The sequence below is a fragment of the Streptomyces sp. NBC_01788 genome (assembly GCF_035917575.1).
GTDB lineage: Bacteria > Actinomycetota > Actinomycetes > Streptomycetales > Streptomycetaceae > Streptomyces.
In genome coordinates, this window is record NZ_CP109090.1 from 5,355,772 (window position 1) to 5,379,544 (window position 23,773).

The window sequence follows — 23,773 nt, forward strand, 5'->3', positions numbered from 1 at the left end:
CGCGGTGGTCGCGCGGTGGTCGCGCGGTCCTCGCTCAGTCGTCGCGCAGTCGTTTTCGAAGGGGAGTCGTCAGTGGCACGGAAGCTCGCCGTCATCGGGGCCGGTCTCATGGGGTCCGGCATCGCCCAGGTCTCCGCGCAGGCGGGCTGGGACGTCGTCCTGCGGGACGTCACTGACGAGGCACTGAGGCGTGGCACGGACGGCATCAAGGCCTCGTACGACAAGTTCGTCGCCAAGGGCAGGATGGAGGCGCACGACGCCGACGCCGCCCTCGCCCGCATCACCACGACCACCGACCTGGACGCGGCCGCCGACGCGGACGTGGTGGTCGAGGCCGTCTTCGAGAAGATCGAGGTCAAGCACGAGATCTTCCGCACCCTCGACAAGCTCGTCCGCGAGGACACCGTTCTCGCCTCGAACACCTCCGCCATCCCGATCACCAAGATCGCGGCCGTGACGGAGCGCCCGGAGCGGGTCGTCGGGGTGCACTTCTTCTCGCCGGTGCCGATGATGCAGCTCGTCGAGCTGGTCCGCGGCTACAAGACCAGCGACGAAACCCTCGCCCGGGCACGGGAGTTCGCCGAGTCCGTGGGCAAGACCTGCATCGTGGTCAACCGGGACGTGGCCGGCTTCGTGACCACCCGGCTCATCTCGGCGCTCGTCGTCGAGGCGACCAAGCTGTACGAGTCGGGCGTCGCCACCGCCGAGGACATCGACCTCGCCTGCAAGCTCGGCTTCGGCCATGCCATGGGCCCGCTCGCGACCGCGGACCTGACCGGCGTCGACATCCTGCTGCACGCCGCCGACAACATCTACACCGAGACCCAGGACGAGAAGTTCGCACCGCCGGAGCTGATGCGCCGGATGGTTGACGCCGGTGACATCGGGCGCAAGAGCGGGCAGGGCTTCTACAAGCACTGAGACCGGACAGGGGCCACTGGGATCACCCGCGAGGGTGAATTCGGTATCGGTTCGCTTACAAGCAGCAACCAGATCGCCGCAGAAGCAGTCAGAGGTTGCACAGCCACCGCCACGGAGATACGCCACAGCATTCACGGGGAGCGCATATGTTCATCAGGGGCGACCACGCCGAGCTGGTCGTCGGGGGCCGCCTCGACGTCCGCAGCGCGGCGGACGCCCGTACGGTCCTGCACTCGGCCGTCGACGACGGGGCCGGCGACCTGGTGCTCAACCTGTCCGAGCTCGACTCCTGGGACGCCACCGGACTCGGCGTGATCATGGGTGTCCACCGGCGGGCCGGGCGCTGCGGCCGGCGGCTGGTGCTGCGGGACGTGCCGCCGCAGATGCAGCGCCTGCTGGTGGCCACCCGCCTGCACCGCATCCTCGCCATCGAGGGCGGCATCGGCGTCGAGTCCCTCCCCCGCGTCTAGACCAGCACCTTCCCGCCCGGCCCGAACAGGTGTGAACCGGGCGACGGGGGAGACCCGGGCGCACATCGGCGAACCGTACGTGGTGCGCAATCCTCATGAGACCGTGACGTCTCGGACCGCCCGGTACCCCGGGCTGTCGTGGATACTGGCCGAAGGTTTAGGGTTCGGTCGCCCGCAGCTCAGCAACCCTCGAGCGGGCCCGGACCAGAAGCGACAGCGCGGTGTGCGGCAAGGCCGGGAGGGGCCGGCTGTGGTCGGCACACGACGCTTTTGGGGGGCTTGGAACCTATGGACCCGAACACCCGGGAACCCGAGGACATGGGCCATGGCGGCGACGGCCACGTGCCGGGCCGGCGCCCGCCCAGGGATTCCCTCGCATCCGACTTCGTCCAGCACGCGCCCGCACCGGTCCGCACGGCGCAACTCGTCTCGGGCGACTTCCTGCTCACCGTCAACCCCGTGGACGGCAGCGAGATCGAGGTCTGCCCGCCCGGCGAGCACCCCGACCGGCCGCGCAAGTACACACCGGCCGAGCGGGCCGAGCACGACCGCGGGGCGGTACCGCCCGCCCTGCCCGGCCCCGCCCCGTCCGCACTGCCGCTCCTGGAGCGCCAGGACGAGCGCGAGCAACTGGTACGGCTGCTCGCCCGCGGCCGCTCCGTACGCCTGACCGGGCCGGGCGGCTCCGGCCGCACCGGCCTGCTCGACCTCGTCGCCGAGGACTGCGCGGACCTCGCCCCCGACGGCGTCGTCCGGCTCAGCGGCTACCGCCGCACCGCGGGCGACCTGCTGCACGACCTCTTCCACGCCGTGCACAGCGCCCCGCGCTACCGGCCCGACCCGGACGAACTGCTCGCGTACGTCGGTGAGATCGGCGCGGTCGTCATGGTGGACGACATCGAGCTCGGCGGCGGCGCGCTCGACGAACTGATCGACGCCACCCCCGAATGCGCCTTCCTGCTCAGCGCGACCCCGGACGTGCCGGCGCCGTCCGCGGAGTCGGAGATCGAGGAGGTCGCCCTCAGCAGCCTGGACCGGGCCGGCGGAGTCGAACTCATCGAGCGCGCCGTCGGCCGTGTGCTCACCGAGGAGGAGGCCAACTGGGCCGGGGATCTCTGGTTCGAGTCCGAGGGCCTGCCGCTGCGCTTCGTGCAGGCCGGTGCCCTGCTGAGTCAGCACGACCAGCTGCGGGCCGGTACCAGCGCCGTCGAGGAGTTCGGCGTCTTCGCGGACGCGCCGCCTGCGGACGCCGTCCTGGACGACGGCGACGGCGAGGACCTGCCCCTGCCCTCGCTCGGCGAGGCCGCCGCGCCCGCCCCGCTGCTCGCCTCCCGGCTGAGCGCCTCCGCGCGGGCCACGCTGCGGTTCGCCGTCGCGCTCGGCGGCGAGGTGCCCCACCAGTCGCACCTGCCCGCGCTGGTCGGCGACACCCACGCCGACGCCGCGCTCGGCGAGCTGGCGAGCTGCGGCCTGGTCACCCCGGCCGGCCCCCGCCACCGGCTCGCCGCCGGTGTGCTGACCCAGTTGGAGGCCGCCGGGTACGGCGAGGACGCCGAGGAGCAGGCCGTCACCGCGGCCCGCCACTACATCTGGTGGGCCGGCCATCCCTCGGTCGCGCCGGAGCGGGTGTGCGCCGAGGCGGACGCCCTGCTCGCCGCGCTGGCCGTCCTGGTGCCGGTCACCGCGCCGTCCGCCGGGGGCGGGGAGAGCACGGCCCTGCGGCTCGCCCGCGCCGCCGCCCCCGCGTTCGCGGCGGGCCTCGACTGGAACGCCTGGGCACGGGCGCTGCGTTACGGCACCGAGGCCTCCCGGCTCGCCGGAGAGGTCGCCGAACAGGCCTACTTCCACCACGAGCTGGGCATCATCGCGCTCTGCGGCGGTCAGCTCGACCGGGCCCGTGCCGAGCTGGAGGCCTCCATCGGGCTGCGCGGCGCGCTCGCCGACAAGCGCGGCACGGTCGCCGGTCGCCGGGCCCTCGCCCTGGTCGCCGACCGCTCCGGCACGGCGGTGGGCCTCGGCGCGACGGCGGGCGAGGAGGTGCCCGACGCCCGCACCGAGGAGTCGGCGTCCCCGGCGGGCGGGGTGCCCGCGCCCTTCCCGGCGCTCCAGCCGCCCGGCCCGGACACCTCCACGCTGGTCACCTACAAGGCGTCGGTCCCCGGTTCGCCGTCCGGCCCGTACGCCCCGGCCAAGCACCGCGTCGGCCTCAAGGGCCTGGCCCGGCGCAACCTCGTGGCCGCCGGCGCGGGCGCGCTGCTCGCGGCCGTCCTCGGCACCGTGGTGACGCTCGGCGCCACCTCACAGAACGGCCCCGACACCCCCTCCGACAACGTCAACCCGTCCGCCGGCCAGGACCTGGACGACGGCAGCCTCGGCGCCGACACCCCGAAGCAGGACCGCAGCGGAGGAGACGACACCGGCACGGCGACCAGCCGTCCGACGGATCCGGGCCACGGCACCGCCTCCGGCACGTCCGAGGACCCGGCGCCGGGCGGCGCCGAGCCCTCGGAGAGCCTCGCGCCGTCCGGCGACGGCACCTCCTCGGGCTCCTCGTCCAAGACCCCCAAGCCGTCGGACTCCACCGGGTCCCCGGGCGGCGGCACCGGCGGGAAGACGGGTGGGTCGAACGGCGGGAAGACCGGGGGCACGGGCGGCGGCACGCCGGGCGGAAACGGCGGAGGCCCTTCCAGCGGCGGCGGAGGCGGTCCCACGAGTGGCGGCGGCTCCTCCACCGGAGGAAGCGGCGATCCCACGGGCGGAAGCTCGGGAGAGCCCAGCGGCGACTCCTCGGGAGGGGCCACCACCAGCCCCCCCGAAGGCACGTCCGGAGAGCCGTCGGGCGGCACCTCGGCGCCGGCGTCCGGCCTCTCGGCCGCCCCGCCGGCCGACACCTCCGAGAGCGGCACGCCTCCGACGGCGTCCGACACCGCGACGGTCGCCTGACGTACGCAGAACCGGGGGCCGGGTCCGTGTCATACGGACCCGGCCCCCGGTGTCGTACGAGAGCGCCGCGACCGTCCTTGGACCGGCCGCGGCCGGTTGTCAGAACAGCCGCAGCTTGTCGTCCTCGATGCCGCGCAGGGCGTCGTAGTCCAGTACCTGGCAGCCGATGCCGCGGTCGGTGGCGAGGACGCGGGCCTGCGGCTTGATCTCCTGGGCCGCGAAGACGCCGCGGACAGGGGCCAGGTGGGGATCGCGGTTCAGCAGTTCGAGGTAGCGGGTGAGCTGCTCCACGCCGTCGATCTCGCCGCGCCGCTTGATCTCGACCGCGACCGTCCGTCCCTCGGCGTCCCGGCACAGGATGTCGACCGGGCCGATGGCCGTCATGTACTCGCGGCGGATCAGCGTGTAGCCGTCGCCGAGCGTCTCGATGCGGTCGGCGAGCAGCTCCTGGAGGTGCGCTTCCACGCCGTCCTTGATCAGCCCCGGATCCACGCCGAGTTCGTGCGAGGAGTCGTGCAGGACCTCCTCCATCGTGATGATGAGCTTCTCGCCCGCCTTGTTGACGACGGTCCAGACGCCTTCCTCGTCACCGGTGCCCTCCTTGAGCGTGCAGGGCGGGGACATCCAGTTCAGGGGCTTGTAGGCGCGGTCGTCCGCGTGGATCGAGACGCTGCCGTCCGCCTTGACCAGGATCAGACGGGGCGCTGACGGCAGATGGGCGGTGAGCCGGCCGGCGTAGTCCACGGAGCACCGGGCAATGACGAGACGCATGGTCGGCAACGCTACTGGACGGACGGCCCTGCGCGCGATTCGCCCGGGGACCTCCAGCGGGGCGGGGGCCGGGACTCCCCGTGGGTCGCCCCATTTTTCCCTGGATCACCCGTGTTCACTTGTGGCCGATTGTGTGCCCAACTAGCCCGGTCTGTATATGCATTCGCCTGGTGGGCGTCCGTTCTTGTGCCTACCGTAGTGAACGGGAGGTCGCGATCCGTGTACTCACCGTATTGGGAGTCGCGTGCCCCCTTATCTGTCCGGCAACCCCTGTTGTTCGGGGGTGCGAGAGGAGTACCCATGTCGCTCGACGTCTCACCGGCCCTACTCGAACAGGCCGAGCGAGGCGAGGTCGACGAAGCTGACTTCGTCGACTGCGTCCGGACCTCCCTGCCCTACGCGTGGGAGATGATCAGCTCCCTGGTGGCCCAGCTGAAGGTGGACGGCGGCCAGTTCGCCGACAACCAGACGCCCCCGCCGGACGAGTACGCACGCGGTCAACTGCTGCGTGTGCTGGCGAGTGACGCCATGCGCGGCGCGCTTCAGCGGCACTTCGGCGTGCGGCTCGCCTTCCAGAACTGCCACCGGGTGGCGGTGTTCCCGCTGGACGCCTCGGCCGACGAGACGCTGGCCCGTTTCACCTCGGTGCGCAGCCAGCTCCTCAACCAGTCCCCGGAGCTGCGGGACTGCTGATGCCGTGAGTCGATGCTTGCCGCTCCGTCCACGGGAGGTACTCGGACTTCAGGGGCGGCAAGCCTCCCACGTCGTGCTCCCGGTCACCGCAGCTCGGGCAGTACCTCGGCGCCGAGGCGTCGCAGGTTCTCCTCCGTCGCCGCCAGATCACCCGAGCCCTCGGTGAACAGGGCGAAGCGGGAGACGCCGGTCCGCTCGGCGGTGGCCGCGAGCCGGTCGGCGCACAGCCGCGGGGTGCCGACCGGGTGCAGCCCGCAGAGCAGTTCGGTGTACTCCAGCGGATCGCGCATCCCGCGGGCCCGTCCGTCCACGGTGACATGGGCGTCCAGACCCTGTTTCAGCCAGCCCGGCATCGCCTTCAGCAGGGTCTCCACGGCGTCCGTGCGCCGGTCCGCGATCTGGCAGACACCCGCCGAAACATGGCCGGCGCCCCGGACCTCCTCGCCCGTCCGGCCGGCGGCCCGCGCGCACCGCTGCCAGTGGGCGACCATCTCGGCCTTCTCCTCGTCCCCGATGTGCATCCCCAGCAGCATCGGCAGCCCGCGCTCGGCGGCCAGCCGCACGCTCGCCGCGGAGGTGCAGGCGACGACGACCTCGGGACCCGGGACCTGGGTCAGCGCCTCCGACGGGCGCGGTACGACGGGGACCTCGCGGAAGGCGAACCGCTCGCCCGAGGCCGACACCGACGGCTCGCGAAGCCAGCGCGTCAGCAGGTCGAGCGACTCGGGGAACCCCTTCTCGTACGCCTCCAGTCCCATGCCGAACACTTCCAGGTCCACCCACGGACCGCCGCGCCCGACGCCGAGCGAGAACCGCCCGCCGCTCGTCATGTGCAGCAGCGCCGCCTGCTCGCCGAGCGCCACCGGGTGGACCGTGGGCAGCACGCTGACCGCCGTACCCACCCGCAGCCGGCGGGTGCGGCCGAGCAGCAGTGCGGCCAGAGTGATCGCGGACGGGCACGTCCCGTACGGGACGAAGTGGTGCTCGCCCAGCCAGACCGCGTCGAGACCGGCCTCCTCGGCGACCTCCGCGGAGCGGACCGCCCGGTGCAGCGCCTCGCCTTGGCCCTGCCCGGGGAACTGGGCCGCCAGCACGAAACTTCCAACGCGCATTGCTCTTTCCTGCTTCCTCGGCTCCGACACGGAGCTCCCCCACCCGGCATAACCGGGGGACACGTGCCGAGGACACGGCCTGGCGAAGAGATTTGCGGATTGTCTGCGGAATGGGTCGGCCGGGAAGGGGACTTGTGGTGGTTGGTTCTCCCCACATGCCCGCGGTGGCGCCGCGTACGCTGGAGAAGGTCCCTGTCTTCCGCACAGTTTCGTGAGGTGTCCCGTGTCCCCCCGCCGCAACCGATCCAAGGGTGGAAGAGGCGCCGCCTCGTCCGGCCGGAGCGCCGAGGACGACGGCGGGGGCCGCTACGGCGGTTGGCAGTCCACCGAGAGCTGGCAGGGCGAGGACTTCAGCGTGCGCCATGTCGCGGGCTCCGCCGCCGAGGGCAAGACGTACCGCTGTCCCGGCTGCGACCAGCTGATCCCCTCCGGCGTCCCGCACGTGGTGGCCTGGCCCCAGCACGCGGGCGTGGACGACCGCCGGCACTGGCACAAGGCGTGCTGGAACGCCAAGGACCGCCGCACCACACGGGTGCAGCGGTCCCGTAACGCGCCGCGGTTCTAGCCGCGGTTCCCGTCGCTCACACGTCCCGCGTGCGCAGCAGGGCCCAGGCGCCGGCGAAAGCGACGGCCGTCGCGCCCAGCAGGATCCACAGCGGGTCCCAGCCGGTCGGGCCGGAACTGGTGAGGGAGTTGGAGTAGAAGACGCTCAGCTGGTTCGGGATCGAGTACTCGAACAGGAACTCGCGCACCTTCTCCAGCGAGTGCGTGATCATGAACAGCGCGATCACCAGCGGGGCGAGCACGACACCGATCATGATCGTGATGGCGCCCGCCGAGTGCCGCAGCACCGAGCCGATGACGAGCGAGATCAGCCCGAGCAGGGCCATGAAGAGGCTGACGCCGACGGTGGCCTTGAACCACTCCGCACCGGTGGGCTGCCGGGCGCCGATGCCCTGCAGCAGGGCCGTCTGCGCGAGGCCGACCACGCCGCTGGAGACCAGCGTCACCGTGAACGCGACCAGGAAGAACACCACCGCCTTGGCCGTGAGCACCCGCCCACGGGTTGGGCACGCCGTCATCGTGGTCCGGATCATGCCGGTGCCGTACTCCGAGGCCGTGGTCAGCACGCCGAGCGTGATGATGCAGATGCTGCCGAGCAGCAGCCCGAAGAAGCCCATCGACAGCATGTTCTCGTCGCCGTTCAGCTCACCGGCCGCGTCGGAGATGAACAGGCCGATCAGCAGCCCGATCCCGACCACCAGCAGGATGAACACCCCGAGCGTCCACATCGTGGAGCGCACCGACTTGATCTTCGTCCACTCCGAGGCGATGGCGTGCCCGAGGTGTGTGCGCACGACGGGGATCGGCGAGGTGTAGCCGGGGTGGGGGGAACCGGCCGCCGCCTCCCAGGCGGGCGGCGCGGCCTGCGGCACAGGAGTCTGCGGCGTGCTCATCGGTCGTCCTCGGGCTTGGCGGAGTCGGCGGCGGATGCGGGGGCCTGCGGCGCGGCGGCGGGCTGGGCGGGTACCTGTGGGGCCCGCAGGGCGCTCTGCGCGTACGGGTTCACGGTGCCCGCGCCCGGAGCCGCGTACGGGTTCGGCTGCGAGCCCGCGTACGGGTGTCCGCCCGGCTGGGGCGGTGGCGGCGCGTACCAGCCGGGCTGGCCCTGACCGGGCACCGGCATCGCCGGCTCGGCGCCGGGCGGCAGGGGCTGCATCAGCCCGGCCTTCTGGTCGATGGTGGAGCGGTAGTCGACGACCCCCTGGGTCATCCGCATGTACGCCTCCTCCAGCGAGGCCTGGTGCGGCGACAGCTCCCACAGGCGTACGTCCGCCTCGTGCGCGAGGTCGCTGATGCGCGCCAGCGGCAGCCCGGTCACGCGCAGCGCGCCGTCCTGCTCGGGCAGCACGTGCCCGCCCGCCTCGGTCAGCGCGGACGTCAGCTTCTCCCGCTGCTGCGGCTCGGTGTCGGGCGTGCGGACCCGCGCGAAGTCCGCGGAGTTCGCGGAGATGAAGTCCGTCACGCTCATGTCGGCGAGCAGTTGCCCACGTCCGATGACGATGAGGTGGTCGGCGGTCAGTGCCATCTCGCTCATCAGGTGACTGGAGACGAACACGGTCCGTCCCTCGGCCGCCAGCGACTTCATCAGATTGCGCACCCAGAGGATGCCCTCGGGGTCGAGACCGTTCACCGGCTCGTCGAACAGCAGCACCTGCGGGTCGCCGAGCAGCGCGGCGGCGATCCCCAGCCGCTGGCCCATACCGAGGGAGAAGCCCTTGGAGCGTCTCCTCGCCACGTCCTGGAGGCCGACGACCCCGAGCACCTCGTCGACACGGCGGGCCGGGATGCCGGAAAGCTGCGCCAGGGACAGCAGGTGGTTGCGCGCGGACCGGCCGCCGTGCACCGCCTTCGCGTCCAGCAGGGCGCCGACCTGGCGGGGCGCGTTCGGCAGCGTGCGGTACGGATGGCCGCCGATCGTCACCATTCCCGAGGTGGGGTTGTCCAGCCCCAGGATCATCCGCATCGTCGTCGACTTGCCCGAGCCGTTCGGACCGAGGAAGCCGGTGACGGCACCCGGCCGCACATGGAAGGAGAGATTGTCCACGGCGGTCTTGTCGCCATAGCGCTTGGTCAGGCCGACTGCCTCGATCATGCTCCGCACCCATCGAACGGTTCAGCTCAGCGGGGCACATGCCCCCCGTAAGGGTTAGGAGGATATCCGGGCGCTGACGGTTCCGCCCAAAGGGAAGTAAAAAACCTGCGTGCTCAGGCATCCCGCTTCCGCAGCAGTGCGTACCCTCCCGCGAGTGCCGCGATCACCCACAGCAGCATGATCCCGAGGCCGCCCCAGGGACCGTAGGGGGTGTCGTCGCCGACCCGGGGGACCACCTGCATGATGCGGCTGCCGGCCTGGTCGGGCAGGAACCGGCCGACCTTCTTCGTCGCCGAGACATTGCCCAGGATGTTCGAGATCAGGAAGAAGAACGGCATCAGGATGCCCAGCGACAGCATCGGTGAGCGCAGCATCACGGTGACGCCCATGGAGAACAGCGCGATGAGCGTCATGTAGAGGCCGCCGCCGACGACCGCGCGCAGCACACCCGGCTCGCCGAGGGAGGTGCCGATCGAGCCGAGCATCGCCTGCCCGAGGAAGAACGAGGCGAAGCTGGTGACCATGCCGACCACGAGGGCCAGCCCGGCGGCCACCGCCACCTTGCTCGCCAGGAAGGCCCCGCGCTGCGGGACGGCGGCCAGCGAAGTGCGGATCATGCCGGTGCTGTACTCGTTGGACACCACCAGCACCGCGAACACGATCATCGCGAGCTGGCCGAGGCCCATGCCGGCGAAGCTGACGTACGTCGGGTCGAAGGAGACCCGGTCCCGCGCGTCCATGTTGCCGAACTCGTGCTTCGACAGGGCCGAGAGCAGCATGCCGAGGGCGATCGTGACGACCGCCGTCAGGGACAGCGTCCACACCGTGGACGCCACCGACCGGATCTTGGTCCACTCGGACCTGATGACCTGAGTCGCCGCCATCGCTCAGCCCTCCTTCTCACTGTCGGCGCCCGACGGCTGGGCGGGCGCCCCTTCCGGCGCGGCCTCCGAGGTGTGCGCGTGGTACTCCACCGCACCGGCCGTCAGCCGCATGAACGCCTCCTCGAGCGACGACTGCTGACTGCTCAGCTCGTGCAGCACGACCTGGTGCTGAGCGGCCAGCTCCCCGATGCGCTCCGCCTTGCCGCCCTCGACCTGGAGCAGCCCGGCCTCGCCCGGCACGGCGGTGATCCCGGCCTCGTGCAGCACGTCGAGCAGACGCTCGGGCTGCGGGCTGCGGACCCGCACGTGGGAACGGGAGTTGCGCTCGATGAAGTCGGCCATGGTGGTGTCGGCGAGCAGTCGGCCCTGGCCGATGACGACGAGGTGGTCCGCGGTCAGCGCCATCTCGCTCATCAGGTGCGAGGAGACGAACACCGTACGGCCCTGGGCGGCGAGGGACTTCATCAGACCGCGGATCCAGTGGATGCCCTCGGGGTCGAGGCCGTTGACCGGCTCGTCGAACATCAGGATCCGCGGGTCGCCGAGCAGCGCGCCGGCGATGCCGAGCCGCTGGCTCATGCCGAGCGAGAAGCCCTTCGCCTTCTTCCGCGCCACCGGGGTCAGTCCGACGGTGTCCAGGACCTCGTTCACCCGGTGGGTGGGGATGCCGTTGCTCTGGGCGAGGCACAGCAGGTGGTTGTAGGCGCTGCGCCCGCCGTGCATGGCCTTGGCGTCCAGCAGGGCGCCGATGTACGTCAGCGGATCCTTGAGCTCCTGGTAGTGCCTGCCGTCGATGCGGACGTACCCGGCGGTGGGCCGGTCGAGGCCCAGGATCATCCGCATCGTCGTGGACTTCCCGGCGCCGTTGGGCCCGAGGAACCCGGTGACGGTGCCCGGCCGGACGGTGAAGGTGAGGCCGTCGACCGCCAGCTTGTCCCCGTACCGCTTGCTCAACCCCTCCAGTTCGATCATGGCAGACACGCTAGAACGCCGCGAAGCTCTCCGCCACCCCTGGGGCAGAGAGCTTCGCGTTCAGCGGCGGATGTCAGCCGCGGTCGGGCCCGGCGAACGCCGTTCAGCGGGACTGCTGGGCCGGAACGCCGCGGGAGATCGGCTCGTCCTCGGTCGGCGCGCCCGCGGCGGCCACCGCGGCACCGGTGAGGGTCGCCAGCATCTCGCGCACGTTCGTCAGCTGCGCGTTGATGGAGTCGCGGCGGTTGGTGAGCGCCGCGAGCTCGCGCTCGGATTCCGAACGGATGCGGTCGGCCTTGGCGTTGGCGTCGGCCACGATGTCCTCGGCCTGGCGCTGGGCCGTCTCCACCGTCTGGCGGGCGCGGCGCTCGGCGTCGGTGCGCAGCTTCTCCGCCTCCAGGCGGAGCTGCTCGGCACGGTGCTCGATCTCCGCCAGCCGCTTCTCGGCCTTGGCCTGACGGGAGGCCAGGTCCCGCTCGGACTGCTCGCGCCGCTTGGCGAGGTTCGTCTCGAAGTCGGCGGCGGCCTGCGCGGCCTTGGCGCGGGTCTCCTCGAAGAGGGCGTCCGCCTCCTCACGCTTGGACTGCGCGTCCTTCTGCGCGTCGGAGCGCAACTGGGAGGCCTCGCCCTTGGCCTTCTCGACGATCCGGACGCCCTCGTCCTCGGCCTTGGACTTGCGGTCCGCGGCGAAGGACTCGGCGTCGTTGCGAACCTGCTGGGCCGCCGACTCGGCGAGTTCGCGGTGCTGTTCGGACGCGCGACGGGCCTCCTCACGCAGATCCTTGGCCTCCTCCTCGGCGAGGCGGAGGATCTTCTCGACTCGCGCGCCGAGGCCCGCGTACGACGGTTCGGCGTCGCCGATCTGGGCCTGGGCGTTCTGCGTCTCGAGGTGGAGCTCCTCGATGCGCTTCTCCAGGGCGGTGATGCGGGCGAGAGCACTGTCACGGTCGGAGACGAGCTTGGAGATTCGTTCGTCCACCTGAGCGCGGTCGTACCCACGCCGCACAAGCTCGAAGCCGTAGGGGGAAGTGTCGCTCATGGGGTTCCTGTCCGAATGAGACCGGTGAGGTGATAGGTGGAATCCTAGGGGCCGAAGCGGTGTGTCATCGAGCGGATACGTGTTTGATCTGGAGAATGACACCTCTTTTGGGTGGCTGACCGTCCCAAGGCTTGCCAAGAGAACGGGTCAAACCACCCAGAAGGCCGGAATCCCCCTCCAGGCTATCCGTCTGACGATTTGCCACCCGACCGGGGTGCCCCCACCGTCGCTCCCGCCTTCACCGCACCGTCCTTCCCGGACGGCGCCTCGAACGACTCCAGTGCCTCCAGCACGTCCTGCACCCGGGAGATCTCGGTGTTGATGTCCTCGCGCCGGCGCACCAGGATCTCCAGCTCCCGCTTGCCCTCCTCGACCGTGCGCCGGGCCTCGTGGACCGCCTCGGCCTTGAGCTCCTCGGCCTCCTTCACGAGCGTGGCCTTCTTCTGCTCGGCCTCCTTCAGCAGCCCCTCGGCCTTCTTCACCGCGGCGATCCGCACCTTGCCCGCCTCGGAGTTGGCCTCCGAGACGATCTCCTTCGCCTTGGACTGCGCCCTGGCGAGCTGCTCCTCGGCCGCCTTGACGAGCGCGTCGCAGCGGTCGCCCGCCGACTTCATCGTCTCGGCCGCCTCGCGGCGGGCCCGCTCGTGCAGCTCCTCGATCTCGGTCGTCAGGCGCTCGCGCAGCTCCTCCGCGCGCTCGCGGATCTGCGTGGCGTCCCGGCGGGCGCCGACGAGCAGTCCGTCCGCGTCCGTACGGGCCTTCTCCACCGTGGAGTTGCCCTCGACCCTCGCCCCGGACAGGATCCGGTCGGCCTCCTTGCGGGCCGCGCCCACCATCGTGTCGGCCTGGGACTCGGCGTCCGCCTTCGTCTTGACCGCGCTCGCCTGCGCCTCGGTGAGCAGCTTGTCGGCCTCGGCGGCCGTCTCGTTGATGAGGGTGTCGACCTGCTCGGCGGCCTCCGAGCGCCGCTTGTTGGCGTCCCGGCGGGCGTCGTCCAGGGTCCGCTCGGCCTCCGCCCGCGCGTCCGACCTGACCCGCTCGGCCTCGGCGCGGACCCGCTCGGCGTGCGCCTGCGCGGAGCCGACCGTCTCGGCGGCGCCGGCGCGCAGCCGCTCCGCGTCCCCGGTGGCGTCCGAGATCAGCTTCTCCGCCTTGGCGACGGACTCGGCGCGGACCTGGTCCGCCTCCGCGATCGTCTCCCTCTGGAGCCGCTCCGCCTCCGAGCGTGCCTCGGAGATGAGGGTGTCCGCCTGGGTGGCCGCATCCGTCCGGATGCGGTTGGCGTCCTCGCGGGCCTCCGCGCGGGTGCGCGAGGCGTCCTGCTCGGCCTGCGCGATGGTGTCGGAGGCCTCGGTGCGCACCCGCTGGGCGTGCTCGGAGACGTCCGTTCGGATCCGCTCCGCCTCCGTGATCGCCTCGGACACGGTCCGCTCGGCGAGCACCTTGGCGGCCTCGGTCTCCTCCCGCGCCTCGCTGCGCAGCCGGCCCGCGTCCTCGCTCGCCCGCTCCCGCTCGGCGTAGGCGTCGGTGCGGACCCGGTCCGCCTCCTCCTCGGCCTCCCTGCGGGTGCGCTCCGCCGCGTGCTCGGCGGCCGAACGCAGCCCGGCGATCTCCTCCTGCGCCTGGTCGTGCAGCCCGGCGACGGAGTCCCGCACCTGCTGCGCGTGCTGCTCGGCGGCCGACACCATCTCGGTGGCGCGCCGGTCGGCCTCCTCCACCAGACGGGTGGCCTCGGCCTGCGCCTCCTCCACCCGCTTGCGCGCCGAGGCCAGCAGCTCCTCGCTCTGCTCGCGGGCCCGCTCGCGCTCCTGGTCGGCCTCGGCGCGCGCGGCACCGAGCAGCTCCTCGGCCTCGCGGCGGCGCCGGGCGGCCTCCTCCTGGGCGGCGGCCAGCGTCTCGGACGCCTCCGCGCCGAGCCGTTCCGCGGCGGCCTGCGCCTCCGTGCGCACCCGGTCCGCGGTGTCCTGCGCCTCCGCCTTGAGCCGTTCGGCCTCCGCGGCGGCCTCCGAGCGCAGCCGTACGGCGACGGCCTCGCCCTCGGCGCGGGAGGCGGCCGCGTCGGCGGCGGCCGCGTCGCGCAGCCGCTCGGCCTCCGTCTCCGCCTGCTGTTGCAGCGTCCGGATGCGCTCGGCGGCCTCGGTGCGCAGCCGCTCGGCCTCCTCGGCCGCCTCACGGCGGATGCGGGAGGCCTCCTCGCGGGCCTCGCCGAGCGCCTTCTCGGCCTTCGCGAGCCGCTCCTCGGCCTCGGTGTGCAGCCGGGTGAGCTCCTCGGCGGCCTCCGCCTTCCGGGCGGCGACCGCTTCCTCGGTCTCCTGGCGCAGCTCGCGCGCGGCCCGCTCGGCGTCCGCCTTGAGCGACTCGGCCTGCTCCTCGGCCTCGGCGCGGTGCCGCTCGGCCTCCTTGCGGGTGCGCTCCAGGGTCTCCTCGGCCTGCCGGCGCAGGGTGGTGGCCCGCTCGATGGCCTCCGTGCGGACCTTCTCGCTGTCGCTCTGCGCGGTGCCGCGCAGCTCGTCGGCGTCGGCCTTCGCCTTGGCCAGCAGCTCCTCGGCGGACTTGGCCGCCTCCTCGATCTGCGCCACGGCCTCGCGGCGGGCCTCGGCGCGGATCCTCTCGCCCTCGGCGACCGCGTCGGCCCGCAGCTGCTCGGCCTCGCCGCGCAGCCGGCGGGCCTCCTCCTGGAGTTCGACCGTCTTGGCGCGGTACTCCTTGGTGTCGTCCTTGGCGGCGCCCTTGAGCTGCTCGGCGAGGTCGTGCGCCTCGGCGCGCAGCCGGTCCGCCTCGGCCTCGGCCTCCTTGCGGACCCGCTCGGCCTCTTCGGACGCCGCCTTGGTGGTCCTCCTGGCGTCCTCCGCCGCCTTGTTCAGCACGTCCTCGGCGGTCTTGGCCGCCTTGGACAGCTGGGTGGCGCTCTCCTCGGCGGTGATCGTGCGGGCCTTCTCGGAGGCCTCCGCGACGACCTTCTCCGCCTCGGCGCGGGCGTCCGCGACCAGCTGCTCGGCCTCGGACTTGGTGGCCTCGGCCTCCTTGGTGGCCTCCTGCACCAGCCGGGCGACCTGCTCCTTGGCGGTGCGCGTGCGCTGCTCCTTGGCCGCCTCGGCACCGGCGAGCGTCTTGGCCGCGGCGTCCTCGGCCTCGGTGACCAGCTTGCCGGCCTCGGTCTGCGCCTTGCGCAGCGCCTCCTCGGCGTCGGCCATGCGCTGCTCGGCGGACCGGCGCAGCTCGGCGGCCTGCCGACGGGCGGCGTCCGACTCGCTGGCGGTGGCCGAGCGGAGCTGCTCGGCGTGGTCGGTGGCCTCCTGGGCCTGGTTGGAGGCGGCGTTCAGCAGCCGCTCGGCGTCGGTGCGGGCGCGGCGCAGGAGCTGTTCGGCCTCCGCGCGGGCCGCCTCGGCCTCGCCCTGCAGCCGCTGCCGGGCCTCGGCGGCCACCCGTTCGGCCTCCGCGCGGGCCGCGGCCATGGCCTGCTCGGCCTCGGCGCGGGACTCGTCCAGCAGACGCCTGGCCTGCTGCTCGGTACGGGCGCGCAGTTGCTCCGCCCACGCCACGTTCTCGTTGACGTGCGACTCGACGGTCTGCCGGCGCTCGGCGAGCTCCTGGTCGAGCTGCTGGCGCCGGTTGACCGCCTCGGTGTGCAGCTCGGCCTGAAGACGCGCGGCCTGCTCCGCGTGCTCCTGGAGGATGCGCTGCGTCTGCGTTCTGGCCTGGCTCAACTCGCGCTCGGCGTCGGCGCGGATCTGGTCGGCCTGCATCTGAGCGTTGCGCAGCAACTGCTCGGCCTGGTAGCCGAGGTCGGCGCCGTCGTAGGCGGGCCGGGTCATGATGGTGCGGCGCGCCTCGTGAAGCTTGGCGCGCAGCACCTCGACCTGGTAGCCGAGGTCCTCGGCGTGCTGGATCGCCTTTTCCCGCTCGGTCTTCAGCCGATCCATCTCGGCCTCGAACCGAGAGAGGTGGTCGACGTCAGCCGCCGGCTCTCGCTCCTGGCGTTCGTAGCCCCGCACTGCGCGGTCCCATCCGTCCCCTGGTCGCAACCCTGTCCAAACGAGCTCCGTCCATCCGCCGAACGGGGCCCCCGGGAAATGGTGTCAGATCAACAGCGGAGCACGGGCTGGTGCCCCGCCGCTCGTCCCCCGAAACACGGACCCCGGCGGTCCTGTCATTCCTGACGGCAGGACCGGGTCGTCCCCGCTGGGAGGACGACCGCCCCCAACCCTACCGGCCCTTATGTACGGCAGTCAGTGCTCAACCGACTCAACGGCCGCCGAAGTGACCAGTTCTGTCAGGACTCCGTGGCAATCCTTCGGGTGCAGGAAAGTGATCCTCGACCCCATCGAGCCGCGTCGCGGCTCGTCGTACAGAACGCGTACGCCCTTGTCGCGCACGGCGGCCGCGTCCGCGTCGACGTCCGCCGTGCCGAAGGCGATGTGATGAACGCCCTCGCCGTTCTTCGCGAGCCACTTCGCGACGGTGGAGTCCTCGCGGATCGGTTCGAGGAGTTGCAGGTAGGAGGCCCCGCCGTCGGAGGTCTCGTTGATCTTGAGCATGGCCTCGCGCACGCCCTGTTCCTCGTTGACCTCGGTGTGGAACACCTCGAAGCCGTACGTGGAGCGGTAGAACTCGACTGTGGCGTCGAGGTCGTGGCAGGCGATTCCGATGTGGTCGATTCGCGTCAGCATGGAATCAGTGCAGCGCCACCGGGATGGTTACGCAACGTGCGCGCGATCACACCGACGGCCCGATGACGCGGTGGAGCACCGCTCAGTACATTCGAAGTAAACCCTCGTTCACTCCTCGGCTGTGCAGGCCGGTAAGGGGATCGCAGCTCATGTCTTCTGGAACTTCCGGTACGACCGGCTCGGTGATCGTCGCGGGCGCGCGGACGCCCATGGGGCGGCTGCTGGGCTCGCTGAAGTCCTTCTCGGGAGCCGACCTCGGCGGCTTCGCGATCAAGGCCGCCCTCGATCGCGCGGGGATCGGCGGCGACCAGGTGCAGTATGTGATCATGGGCCAGGTGCTCCAGGCCGGGGCGGGGCAGATCCCGGCCCGCCAGGCCGCGGTCAAGGCGGGCATCCCGATGAGCGTCCCCGCGCTCACGGTCAACAAGGTCTGCCTGTCGGGCCTGGACGCCATCGCGCTCGCCGACCAGTTGATCCGTGCGGGTGAGTTCGACGTGGTCGTGGCCGGCGGCCAGGAGTCCATGACCAACGCCCCGCACCTCCTGCCGAAGTCCCGCGAGGGCTACAAGTACGGCTCGGTGGAGATGCTGGACTCGATGGCCCACGACGGCCTGACCGACTCCTTCGAGGGCATCGCCATGGGCGCGTCGACGGAGAAGCACAACACCCGCCTGGGCATCGGGCGCGCCGAGCAGGACGAGATCGCCGCCCTGTCCCACCAGCGGGCCGCCGCCGCGCAGAAGAACGGCGTCTTCGAGGCCGAGATCACCCCGGTGGAGATCCCTCAGCGCAAGGGCGACCCGGTCCTGTTCAGCAAGGACGAGGGCATTCGCGGCGACACCACGGCCGAGGGCCTGGCCAAGCTGCGCCCGGCCTTCGCCAAGGACGGCACGATCACCGCCGGCTCCTCCTCGCAGATCTCCGACGGGGCCGCGGCCGTGGTGGTGATGAGCAGGGCCAAGGCCGAGGAGCTGGGCCTGGAGTGGATCGCAGAGATCGGCGCCCACGGCAATGTCGCGGGTCCGGACAACTCCCTGCAGTCCCAGCCCTCCAACGCCATCCTGCACGCCCTCAAGAAGGAGGGCCTGGAGGTCTCCGACCTGGACCTCGTCGAGATCAACGAGGCGTTCGCCGCCGTGGCCGTGCAGTCAATGAAGGACCTCGGTGTGTCCACGGAAAAGGTGAACGTGAACGGCGGCGCCATCGCCCTGGGTCACCCGATCGGGATGTCCGGCGCCCGTCTCGTGCTGCACCTGGCGCTGGAGCTGAAGCGGCGCGGCGGCGGTGTCGGCGCGGCCGCGCTGTGCGGCGGCGGCGGTCAGGGCGACGCGCTGATCGTCCGGGTGCCGAAGGCCTGAGCCGGGCATAGCCCGACCGACCTCATTCGTAGGACCTCTCGCACGCCGACCGCGTACGAGGATCACGTGAACGGAGCTGTGATGCAGGACGTCTCCTCTCTGGTGGCCCAGGCCAGGGAAGGCCGGCCGAGGGCCGTGGCCCGGCTGATCTCCTTGGTGGAGGGGGCGTCCCCGCAGTTGCGGGAGGTGATGCGGACGCTGGCGCCCCTGACCGGCAACGCGTACGTCGTCGGTCTGACGGGCTCCCCGGGCGTGGGCAAGTCGACGTCCACGTCCGCGCTGGTGACTGCGTACCGCAAGCAGGGCAGGCGGGTCGGTGTCCTGGCCGTGGACCCGTCCTCGCCGTTCTCCGGCGGCGCGCTGCTCGGCGACCGGGTGCGGATGTCGGAGCACGCCTCCGACCCGGGCGTCTACATCCGGTCCATGGCCACCCGGGGCCATCTGGGCGGGCTCGCGTGGGCCGCGCCGCAGGCGATCCGCGTCCTGGACGCGGCCGGCTGCGACGTGATCCTGGTCGAGACGGTCGGCGTCGGCCAGTCGGAGGTGGAGATCGCCTCCCAGGCCGACACGTCCGTCGTCCTGCTGGCGCCGGGGATGGGCGACGGCATCCAGGCGGCGAAGGCCGGCATCCTGGAGATCGGCGACGTCTACGTCGTCAACAAGGCCGACCGGGACGGCGCGGACGCCACGGCCCGCGAGCTGAACCACATGCTGGGCCTCGGCGAGGCCCGCGGTCCCGGCGACTGGCGCCCGCCCATCGTCAAGACGGTCGCCGCGCGCTCCGAGGGCATCGACGAGGTCGTCGAGGCGCTGGAGAAGCACCGGGCCTGGATGGAGGAGCGGGGCGTCCTGGCCGAGCGCCGCCGTGCCCGCGCCTCCCGCGAGGTGGAGACCATCGCGGTCACGGCCCTGCGTGAACGGATCGGCGACCTCCACGGCGACCGTCGCCTGAGCACCCTCGCGGAAAGGATCGTCGCCGGCGAACTGGACCCCTACCAGGCGGCGGACGAACTGGTGACGGGGCTGACCGAGGGCTGATCCCGGCCTCGTCCGGAAACTCCGTGGCCAATCCCGGCGGGTATCGCTAACTTGATCCGCATGTTCCTCCTCATGGCATAGACCGCGCACCCGCGCCGCGTCCCGGACCGACGACCGACCGTCGGCGGACGCGGCGCTCCGGTGTCCCGTCTCCCTGCCCTCACGTGAGGAACCACTCATGTCCGCGCCCACTTCGTCGCGCCCCGCCCTGCCCGCGCGGCCCTCGTACGCCGCCGTCCTGCGCGTCCCGCACGCCCGCCGCACCTTCGCCGCCGCCCTGACGGCACGCCTGTCCTACGGGATGGTGTCGCTCTCGGTGATGCTGTCCGTCACCCGGGCCACCGGGTCGTACGCCGTGTCCGGCGCCGTGATGTCCCTGTTCGGAGCGACGTCGGTCTTCCTGATGCCCCTGCGGGCGTCCCTCGTCGACCGGTACGGACGGCGCCGCGCCCTGCTCCCCATGGCGGTTCTCTACGGCGCCCTGCTGTGCGCCCTGGCCCTCCTGACCTGGGGGCCCGGCGCACCGTCCGCGGCCGTCGCCGCGGCCGCCGCCCTCGCGGGCGCCTGCGCGCCCCCGCTGGGCCCCACCATGCGGGCCCTGTGGTCCGAACTCGTCGCCGACCGGGGCCTCCTGCTGCGTGCCTACAGCCTGGACGGCGTCGCCGAGGAGTTGCTGTTCGTCTCCGGCCCGGTCCTCGTCGGGGTGCTCGTGGGCTTCGCGCCCCCGGCGTCCGGCATCCTGCTCAGCGCGCTGCTGATCGTCGCCGGCACCTGTGCCTTCGTCACCTCGCCGGTGATGACCGGCGCCCGTCCGGCGCCACGGCGGGAGAAGTCCCGCGGCCGCCCCGCCGGACTCGGCGGCCTTCTGGCGCCGGTCGCCGTGGCCGCGGGCGTCGGCCTGGCGCTCAGCGGAGTGGACCTGCTGGTGATGGCGTTCGCCGCCGAGAGGTCGTACGACACGGCCGTGGTGCCGTGGGTCCTGGGCGCCCTCTCGGCGGGCAGCGCGGTGGGCGGCCTCGTCAACGGGGCGATCGACTGGCGTACACCCGCCCGTGTGCGTCTGACCTGGTTCGCGGTGGGCCTTGGCCCCGTGATCGCCGCGGCGGGCCTCGCGCCCGGCCTGTGGGCCCTGACGGCGGTCATGGCCTGCGCGGGCGCGTTCATCGCCCCGGCGCTGACCACGGCGTACCTGCTGGCCGACGAGACGGCGGCGGAAGGCTCCCGGACGCGGGCCGGGGCGTGGGTGAACGCGGCGGTGAACGCCGGTGGTTCGGGCGGAGCGCTGGTGACGGGACTGCTGATCGGCGCCCTGCCGCTCGGGGTGTGCTTCCTGCTGGCGGGAGGGGTGTCCGTGGCGGCGGCGCTGGTCGCCGCACCGGGGCGGCGCCGTTAGGCGCGTTCCGTCCGCCCGGCTCCGGGACCCCCGAGCCGGGCGGACATCCCGGCCAGGCTCAGGGACGTCCCCGCTGCCCCCGCAGATGCTGGGCGATCGGCTTCAGGGCCTTGTCCAGTTCCGTCAGGGTCTCGTGGTCGAGCAGGTCGATGAAGTGCCTGCGGACGGATGCCACATGGTGGGGGGCGACCTTCTGCATGGTCTCCATGCCGTGGTCGGTGAGGACCGCGTAGAGGCCCCGGCGGTCGGACTCGCAGTTCTCACGGCGGACCAGGTTCGCGTTCTCCATGCGGGTGATCTGGTGGGAGAGGCGGCTCTTGGACTGGAGCGTGGCGGACGCGAGGTCGCTCATGCGCATCCGCACGTCCTCCGACTCGGAGAGATTCACCAGGATCTCGTAGTCGTTCATCGTCAGGCCGAACGGCTGCAGGTCCTTTTCGAGCTGGTACGTCAACAGCCTGTTGACCTCCAGGTGGGTGCGCCAGGCGCACTGCTCCGCATTCGTCAGCCAGCTCGTGGCCGTCTCGGTCTCCATGAATGAAGTCTACCTAAGAAGTTGAAAGGCGAACTAGTGAGCGTGGTGTGGCGGCGTGCACGCGTTCGACGTCACACTCCGCAGACTACCGCTCACACACCGAAGCGACGCTGGAGATCTCCCAGCTGTCCGGGAAAGCGCGGTTGGCCGGCCTGCTGTCCGCGGGTTCCGGACACCCTTCCCCCTCCGGGTACCCCCGCCTCGTCCGGAAGCACCCCCGCCGCCAGTTCGGCCATGAGGCTCTCGCTCGACTGGAGCAGCACCGTACCCGCCCCCACGAACTCGAACTGGTGCTCCTCCCCGGAGACCGGCCCGAGGCCCGTCATCGAACGCAGCCCGCCCAGTACGCCGGTCAGGTACCCGTGGTCGTAGTGATGGCACGGGGACGGGCAGTCGGCCCAGCCGACCAGCGCCTGCGGGTCCACCCGGATCGGGGGTTCCATGAACACCACCGGCCCGTTGGACGCGGCCACGAACTTCCCGGTCCCGATGAGGGTCAGGAAGCCGGGCACGATCGACTGCTTCAGCGCGAGACTTGGCTGAAAAGCGAGCAGATTGCCGGAGCGAATGGTCAGATTGCCGTCGTCCAGGTCGAAGGAGTTGACATCGAAGGCCCGGTCGGCGAGCAGCATCCGGCCCGATCCCTCGGCCACCACCCAGTCGCTCGCGTGCAGAGGCGAATGGAACGACGTACGGGTCAGCAGGTCCAGCGCGCCGTGCCCGATGCCGTTGAACCCGATCGACCCGTAGTAGGCGATCATCTTCCCCTTCTGCAGGAACCACTGGCTCCCCTTGAGCTCCACGCAGAAGGTGTACGGGTTCACGTTGTCGTCGGCCGGCAGGGTCGACGGGTCGTGGACCACCGGCCCCGAGCCGGGCGTTCCGTACGCGCTCACAGCTTCTCCTCCGAGGCCTGGACGTACACCGTGCCGTTGCCGCTCAACTCCAGCTGGAAGCCCTCGCCGGAGCCGCGTCCCACCATCTCGCGCCAGCCCAGCGCGGTGGACAGCTTGTTGCGGATGTCGCCGTGGTGGGCGACGTAGGCCTGCGGGTCGACGTGGACGGGGCGCTGCGGGGTGACCGGCACCTCGAAGACGCCGCCGTGCGCCATCACCGCCACCGAGCCGTGTCCCTGGAGGGTCGTCGTGAACAGTCCCTGGCCCGTCGCCTGGCCCCGCACCAGACCCATGACCCCGCCCTGCGAGCCCATGAACATCGTGCCCTGCTGGAGCGTGCCCTCGAAGGCGAGCAGGCGGTCCGCCTCCACGTACAGCGTGTCGCCCGTCATCTCGATCACGTGCACATGGTGGCCGCCGTGCCCGAAGAGCACCGTTCCGTTGCCCTCCACGGTCATCAGCGGGGTCGCCTCGCCCGCCACCCGGCGCCCGATCATCGACATCAGGCCGCCCTGACCGCCCTGGATGTTGGGCGTGAACGCCACGTCGCCCCGGTAGGCGAGCATCGCGCCGCGCTGACTGAACAGGCGCCGGCCGGGCACGACCGGCGCCTCGACCATCTTCGAGTTGATCTCCCGGAAGGTCATCTCACAGGTCCCCCGCGATCGTGTTCCGCTCGCTCGGCTGGACGTACACCAGCCCGTCACCCTCGAACCGGATCTGGAAGGCCTCCCCGCCGCCCTCCCCGAGGAACGTGCGGAAGGTCACCCCGGACTGGAAGGACTGCCGGACGTTCCCCTGGTGCGCGACATAGGCGCCGGGGTCGACGATCAGCGGGTACTGCGGGCTGACCCGGAGCACCACCGCCGGCCCGTCCGACATGATCGCCGCCTGCCCGTGCCCCTCGACCGTGGTCGTGAACAGTCCGTTGCCCTGCGAGGCGCCGCGCAGCCCGGTGAACGTCGTCCCGGTGCGCAGCCCCGCGTCCGTCGCGAGCAGGTTGCTCGACTCGACGTACAGCTTGTCCCCCTGGAGCGTGACCAGATTGATCTCGGCCGCCCGGTCCGCGAACCAGCACGTTCCCTGCCCCCGCACCTCCATCACCGTCATCTGCTCGCCGGTGAGCCGCCGGGTCACCATGCCGCGCAGCCCCTCGCCGCCCCCGGTCAGCCTCTTGAAGGCCATCTGCCCGTCGTACGCGACCATCGAGCCGTTCTTCGCCTTCACGGCGTCCCCGGTCATGTCGACGGCCAGCACCCTGCTGTCTTGAAGTCGGAACATCGCCACGGAGCGAAGGTAGCGGCGGACGGCGGAGCCCGACAGGGTCCGCGGGAGGACAACGACCCTGATTCACACCCTTACGGGACGACGGCGCCCACCCCCTGCCCGGACCCGCCCTCCGGGTTTGCCACAATGGACGAA

Annotated in this window: 21 protein-coding genes; 8 read left to right on the forward strand and 13 right to left on the reverse strand. The window is 71.8% G+C overall.

What is annotated here, in order from left to right:
* The first annotated feature begins 72 nt into the window (after positions 1–72).
* From OIE49_RS24405 to OIE49_RS24415, 3 genes are all read left to right on the forward strand, one after another.
* On the forward strand, positions 73–921 hold the full coding sequence (locus tag OIE49_RS24405; RefSeq protein ID WP_100568031.1) for a 3-hydroxyacyl-CoA dehydrogenase family protein: 849 nt from the start codon (positions 73–75) through the stop codon (positions 919–921).
* 146 nt (positions 922–1,067) lie between these two features.
* Entirely contained in the window at positions 1,068–1,391 is a 324-nt protein-coding gene (locus OIE49_RS24410; RefSeq protein WP_326804145.1) for an STAS domain-containing protein, read from the forward strand.
* 288 nt (positions 1,392–1,679) lie between these two features.
* Positions 1,680–4,334, forward strand: coding sequence for an ATP-binding protein (locus OIE49_RS24415; protein WP_326804146.1), 2,655 nt, complete (start codon positions 1,680–1,682; stop codon positions 4,332–4,334).
* 99 nt (positions 4,335–4,433) lie between these two features.
* Here OIE49_RS24415 and nucS read toward each other — a convergent pair whose 3' ends face one another.
* Positions 4,434–5,105 carry an endonuclease NucS gene (gene nucS, locus OIE49_RS24420; RefSeq protein WP_100568266.1) on the reverse strand — a complete coding sequence of 224 codons (672 nt, stop codon included), beginning with the start codon at positions 5,103–5,105 and terminating at the stop codon, positions 4,434–4,436.
* Positions 5,106–5,405: 300 nt separating this feature from the next.
* Between nucS and OIE49_RS24425 the strand changes: the two genes are divergently transcribed.
* The gene (locus OIE49_RS24425; RefSeq protein ID WP_100568028.1) at positions 5,406–5,798 is read left to right on the forward strand and encodes an SCO5389 family protein; all 393 of its coding nucleotides are present in this window, start codon (positions 5,406–5,408) and stop codon (positions 5,796–5,798) included.
* Positions 5,799–5,881: 83 nt separating this feature from the next.
* On the opposite strand, the gene OIE49_RS24430 is transcribed toward OIE49_RS24425, so the two are convergent.
* Positions 5,882–6,910: an LLM class flavin-dependent oxidoreductase gene (locus OIE49_RS24430; RefSeq protein WP_326804147.1), complete on the reverse strand. Its 1,029-nt coding sequence runs from the start codon at positions 6,908–6,910 to the stop codon at positions 5,882–5,884.
* A gap of 223 nt (positions 6,911–7,133) precedes the next feature.
* Between OIE49_RS24430 and OIE49_RS24435 the strand changes: the two genes are divergently transcribed.
* On the forward strand, positions 7,134–7,475 hold the full coding sequence (locus OIE49_RS24435) for an ATP/GTP-binding protein (protein WP_100568026.1): 342 nt from the start codon (positions 7,134–7,136) through the stop codon (positions 7,473–7,475).
* Between the two features lie 16 nt (positions 7,476–7,491).
* On the opposite strand, the gene OIE49_RS24440 is transcribed toward OIE49_RS24435, so the two are convergent.
* The 7 genes from OIE49_RS24440 to mce form a co-directional block, all read right to left on the reverse strand.
* Positions 7,492–8,367: an ABC transporter permease subunit gene (locus OIE49_RS24440; protein ID WP_326804148.1), complete on the reverse strand. Its 876-nt coding sequence runs from the start codon at positions 8,365–8,367 to the stop codon at positions 7,492–7,494.
* Complete coding sequence (locus OIE49_RS24445; protein ID WP_326804149.1) at positions 8,364–9,566, reverse strand: ABC transporter ATP-binding protein; 1,203 nt, start codon at positions 9,564–9,566, stop codon at positions 8,364–8,366. Before OIE49_RS24445 ends, OIE49_RS24440 begins: the two co-directional genes overlap by 4 nt.
* 113 nt (positions 9,567–9,679) lie before the next feature.
* Positions 9,680–10,450: an ABC transporter permease gene (locus OIE49_RS24450; RefSeq protein WP_100568023.1), complete on the reverse strand. Its 771-nt coding sequence runs from the start codon at positions 10,448–10,450 to the stop codon at positions 9,680–9,682.
* Positions 10,451–10,453: 3 nt separating this feature from the next.
* Complete coding sequence (locus OIE49_RS24455) at positions 10,454–11,422, reverse strand: ABC transporter ATP-binding protein (RefSeq protein ID WP_199836569.1); 969 nt, start codon at positions 11,420–11,422, stop codon at positions 10,454–10,456.
* A gap of 103 nt (positions 11,423–11,525) precedes the next feature.
* Positions 11,526–12,461: a cellulose-binding protein gene (locus tag OIE49_RS24460; RefSeq protein ID WP_326804150.1), complete on the reverse strand. Its 936-nt coding sequence runs from the start codon at positions 12,459–12,461 to the stop codon at positions 11,526–11,528.
* A gap of 182 nt (positions 12,462–12,643) precedes the next feature.
* A complete protein-coding gene (gene scy / locus OIE49_RS24465) occupies positions 12,644–16,456 on the reverse strand; it encodes a polarized growth protein Scy (RefSeq protein WP_326804151.1) in 3,813 nt (1,270 codons plus the stop codon).
* 234 nt (positions 16,457–16,690) lie between these two features.
* Positions 16,691–17,131 carry a methylmalonyl-CoA epimerase gene (gene mce, locus OIE49_RS24470; protein WP_100568019.1) on the reverse strand — a complete coding sequence of 147 codons (441 nt, stop codon included), beginning with the start codon at positions 17,129–17,131 and terminating at the stop codon, positions 16,691–16,693.
* 149 nt (positions 17,132–17,280) lie between these two features.
* Here mce and OIE49_RS24475 point away from each other — a divergent pair, with 149 nt between their 5' ends.
* The 3 genes from OIE49_RS24475 (at position 17,281) to OIE49_RS24485 (ending at position 20,920) form a co-directional block, all read left to right on the forward strand.
* A complete protein-coding gene (locus tag OIE49_RS24475) occupies positions 17,281–18,489 on the forward strand; it encodes an acetyl-CoA C-acetyltransferase (RefSeq protein WP_100568018.1) in 1,209 nt (402 codons plus the stop codon).
* A gap of 81 nt (positions 18,490–18,570) precedes the next feature.
* Positions 18,571–19,527 (forward strand): methylmalonyl Co-A mutase-associated GTPase MeaB, encoded by a 957-nt coding sequence (meaB, locus tag OIE49_RS24480; protein ID WP_100568017.1) that lies wholly within the window; start codon positions 18,571–18,573, stop codon positions 19,525–19,527.
* A 178-nt stretch (positions 19,528–19,705) separates the two neighbouring features.
* A complete protein-coding gene (locus OIE49_RS24485; protein ID WP_326804152.1) occupies positions 19,706–20,920 on the forward strand; it encodes an MFS transporter in 1,215 nt (404 codons plus the stop codon).
* Between the two features lie 58 nt (positions 20,921–20,978).
* Here the strand turns inward: OIE49_RS24485 and OIE49_RS24490 are convergent, their stop codons facing one another.
* From OIE49_RS24490 to OIE49_RS24505, 4 genes are all read right to left on the reverse strand, one after another.
* Entirely contained in the window at positions 20,979–21,455 is a 477-nt protein-coding gene (locus tag OIE49_RS24490) for a MarR family winged helix-turn-helix transcriptional regulator (RefSeq protein WP_326804153.1), read from the reverse strand.
* Between the two features lie 92 nt (positions 21,456–21,547).
* Positions 21,548–22,351 (reverse strand): AIM24 family protein, encoded by an 804-nt coding sequence (locus OIE49_RS24495; RefSeq protein ID WP_100568014.1) that lies wholly within the window; start codon positions 22,349–22,351, stop codon positions 21,548–21,550.
* Complete coding sequence (locus OIE49_RS24500) at positions 22,348–22,998, reverse strand: AIM24 family protein (protein ID WP_100568013.1); 651 nt, start codon at positions 22,996–22,998, stop codon at positions 22,348–22,350. The genes OIE49_RS24495 and OIE49_RS24500 overlap by 4 nt, the downstream gene beginning before the upstream one ends.
* A 1-nt stretch (position 22,999) precedes the next feature.
* On the reverse strand, positions 23,000–23,632 hold the full coding sequence (locus OIE49_RS24505) for an AIM24 family protein (protein WP_100568265.1): 633 nt from the start codon (positions 23,630–23,632) through the stop codon (positions 23,000–23,002).
* Positions 23,633–23,773 lie beyond the last annotated feature (141 nt).

Excerpts from the sequence above, each read along its gene's own strand:
- OIE49_RS24455 (WP_199836569.1), bottom strand. The coding sequence starts at position 11,422 with ATGATCGAACTGGAGGGGTTGAGCAAGCGGTACGGGGACAAGCTGGCG.
- OIE49_RS24500 (WP_100568013.1), bottom strand. The coding sequence starts at position 22,998 with ATGACCTTCCGGGAGATCAACTCGAAGATGGTCGAGGCGCCGGTCGTG.
- OIE49_RS24415 (WP_326804146.1), top strand. The coding sequence starts at position 1,680 with ATGGACCCGAACACCCGGGAACCCGAGGACATGGGCCATGGCGGCGAC.
- OIE49_RS24505 (WP_100568265.1), bottom strand. The coding sequence starts at position 23,632 with ATGTTCCGACTTCAAGACAGCAGGGTGCTGGCCGTCGACATGACCGGG.
- OIE49_RS24445 (WP_326804149.1), bottom strand. The coding sequence starts at position 9,566 with ATGATCGAGGCAGTCGGCCTGACCAAGCGCTATGGCGACAAGACCGCC.
- meaB (WP_100568017.1), top strand. The coding sequence starts at position 18,571 with ATGCAGGACGTCTCCTCTCTGGTGGCCCAGGCCAGGGAAGGCCGGCCG.
- OIE49_RS24485 (WP_326804152.1), top strand. The coding sequence starts at position 19,706 with ATGTCCGCGCCCACTTCGTCGCGCCCCGCCCTGCCCGCGCGGCCCTCG.
- OIE49_RS24450 (WP_100568023.1), bottom strand. The coding sequence starts at position 10,450 with ATGGCGGCGACTCAGGTCATCAGGTCCGAGTGGACCAAGATCCGGTCG.
- OIE49_RS24440 (WP_326804148.1), bottom strand. The coding sequence starts at position 8,367 with ATGAGCACGCCGCAGACTCCTGTGCCGCAGGCCGCGCCGCCCGCCTGG.
- OIE49_RS24425 (WP_100568028.1), top strand. The coding sequence starts at position 5,406 with ATGTCGCTCGACGTCTCACCGGCCCTACTCGAACAGGCCGAGCGAGGC.
- OIE49_RS24410 (WP_326804145.1), top strand. The coding sequence starts at position 1,068 with ATGTTCATCAGGGGCGACCACGCCGAGCTGGTCGTCGGGGGCCGCCTC.
- mce (WP_100568019.1), bottom strand. The coding sequence starts at position 17,131 with ATGCTGACGCGAATCGACCACATCGGAATCGCCTGCCACGACCTCGAC.
- OIE49_RS24475 (WP_100568018.1), top strand. The coding sequence starts at position 17,281 with ATGTCTTCTGGAACTTCCGGTACGACCGGCTCGGTGATCGTCGCGGGC.
- OIE49_RS24490 (WP_326804153.1), bottom strand. The coding sequence starts at position 21,455 with ATGGAGACCGAGACGGCCACGAGCTGGCTGACGAATGCGGAGCAGTGC.
- nucS (WP_100568266.1), bottom strand. The coding sequence starts at position 5,105 with ATGCGTCTCGTCATTGCCCGGTGCTCCGTGGACTACGCCGGCCGGCTC.
- OIE49_RS24430 (WP_326804147.1), bottom strand. The coding sequence starts at position 6,910 with ATGCGCGTTGGAAGTTTCGTGCTGGCGGCCCAGTTCCCCGGGCAGGGC.
- OIE49_RS24460 (WP_326804150.1), bottom strand. The coding sequence starts at position 12,461 with ATGAGCGACACTTCCCCCTACGGCTTCGAGCTTGTGCGGCGTGGGTAC.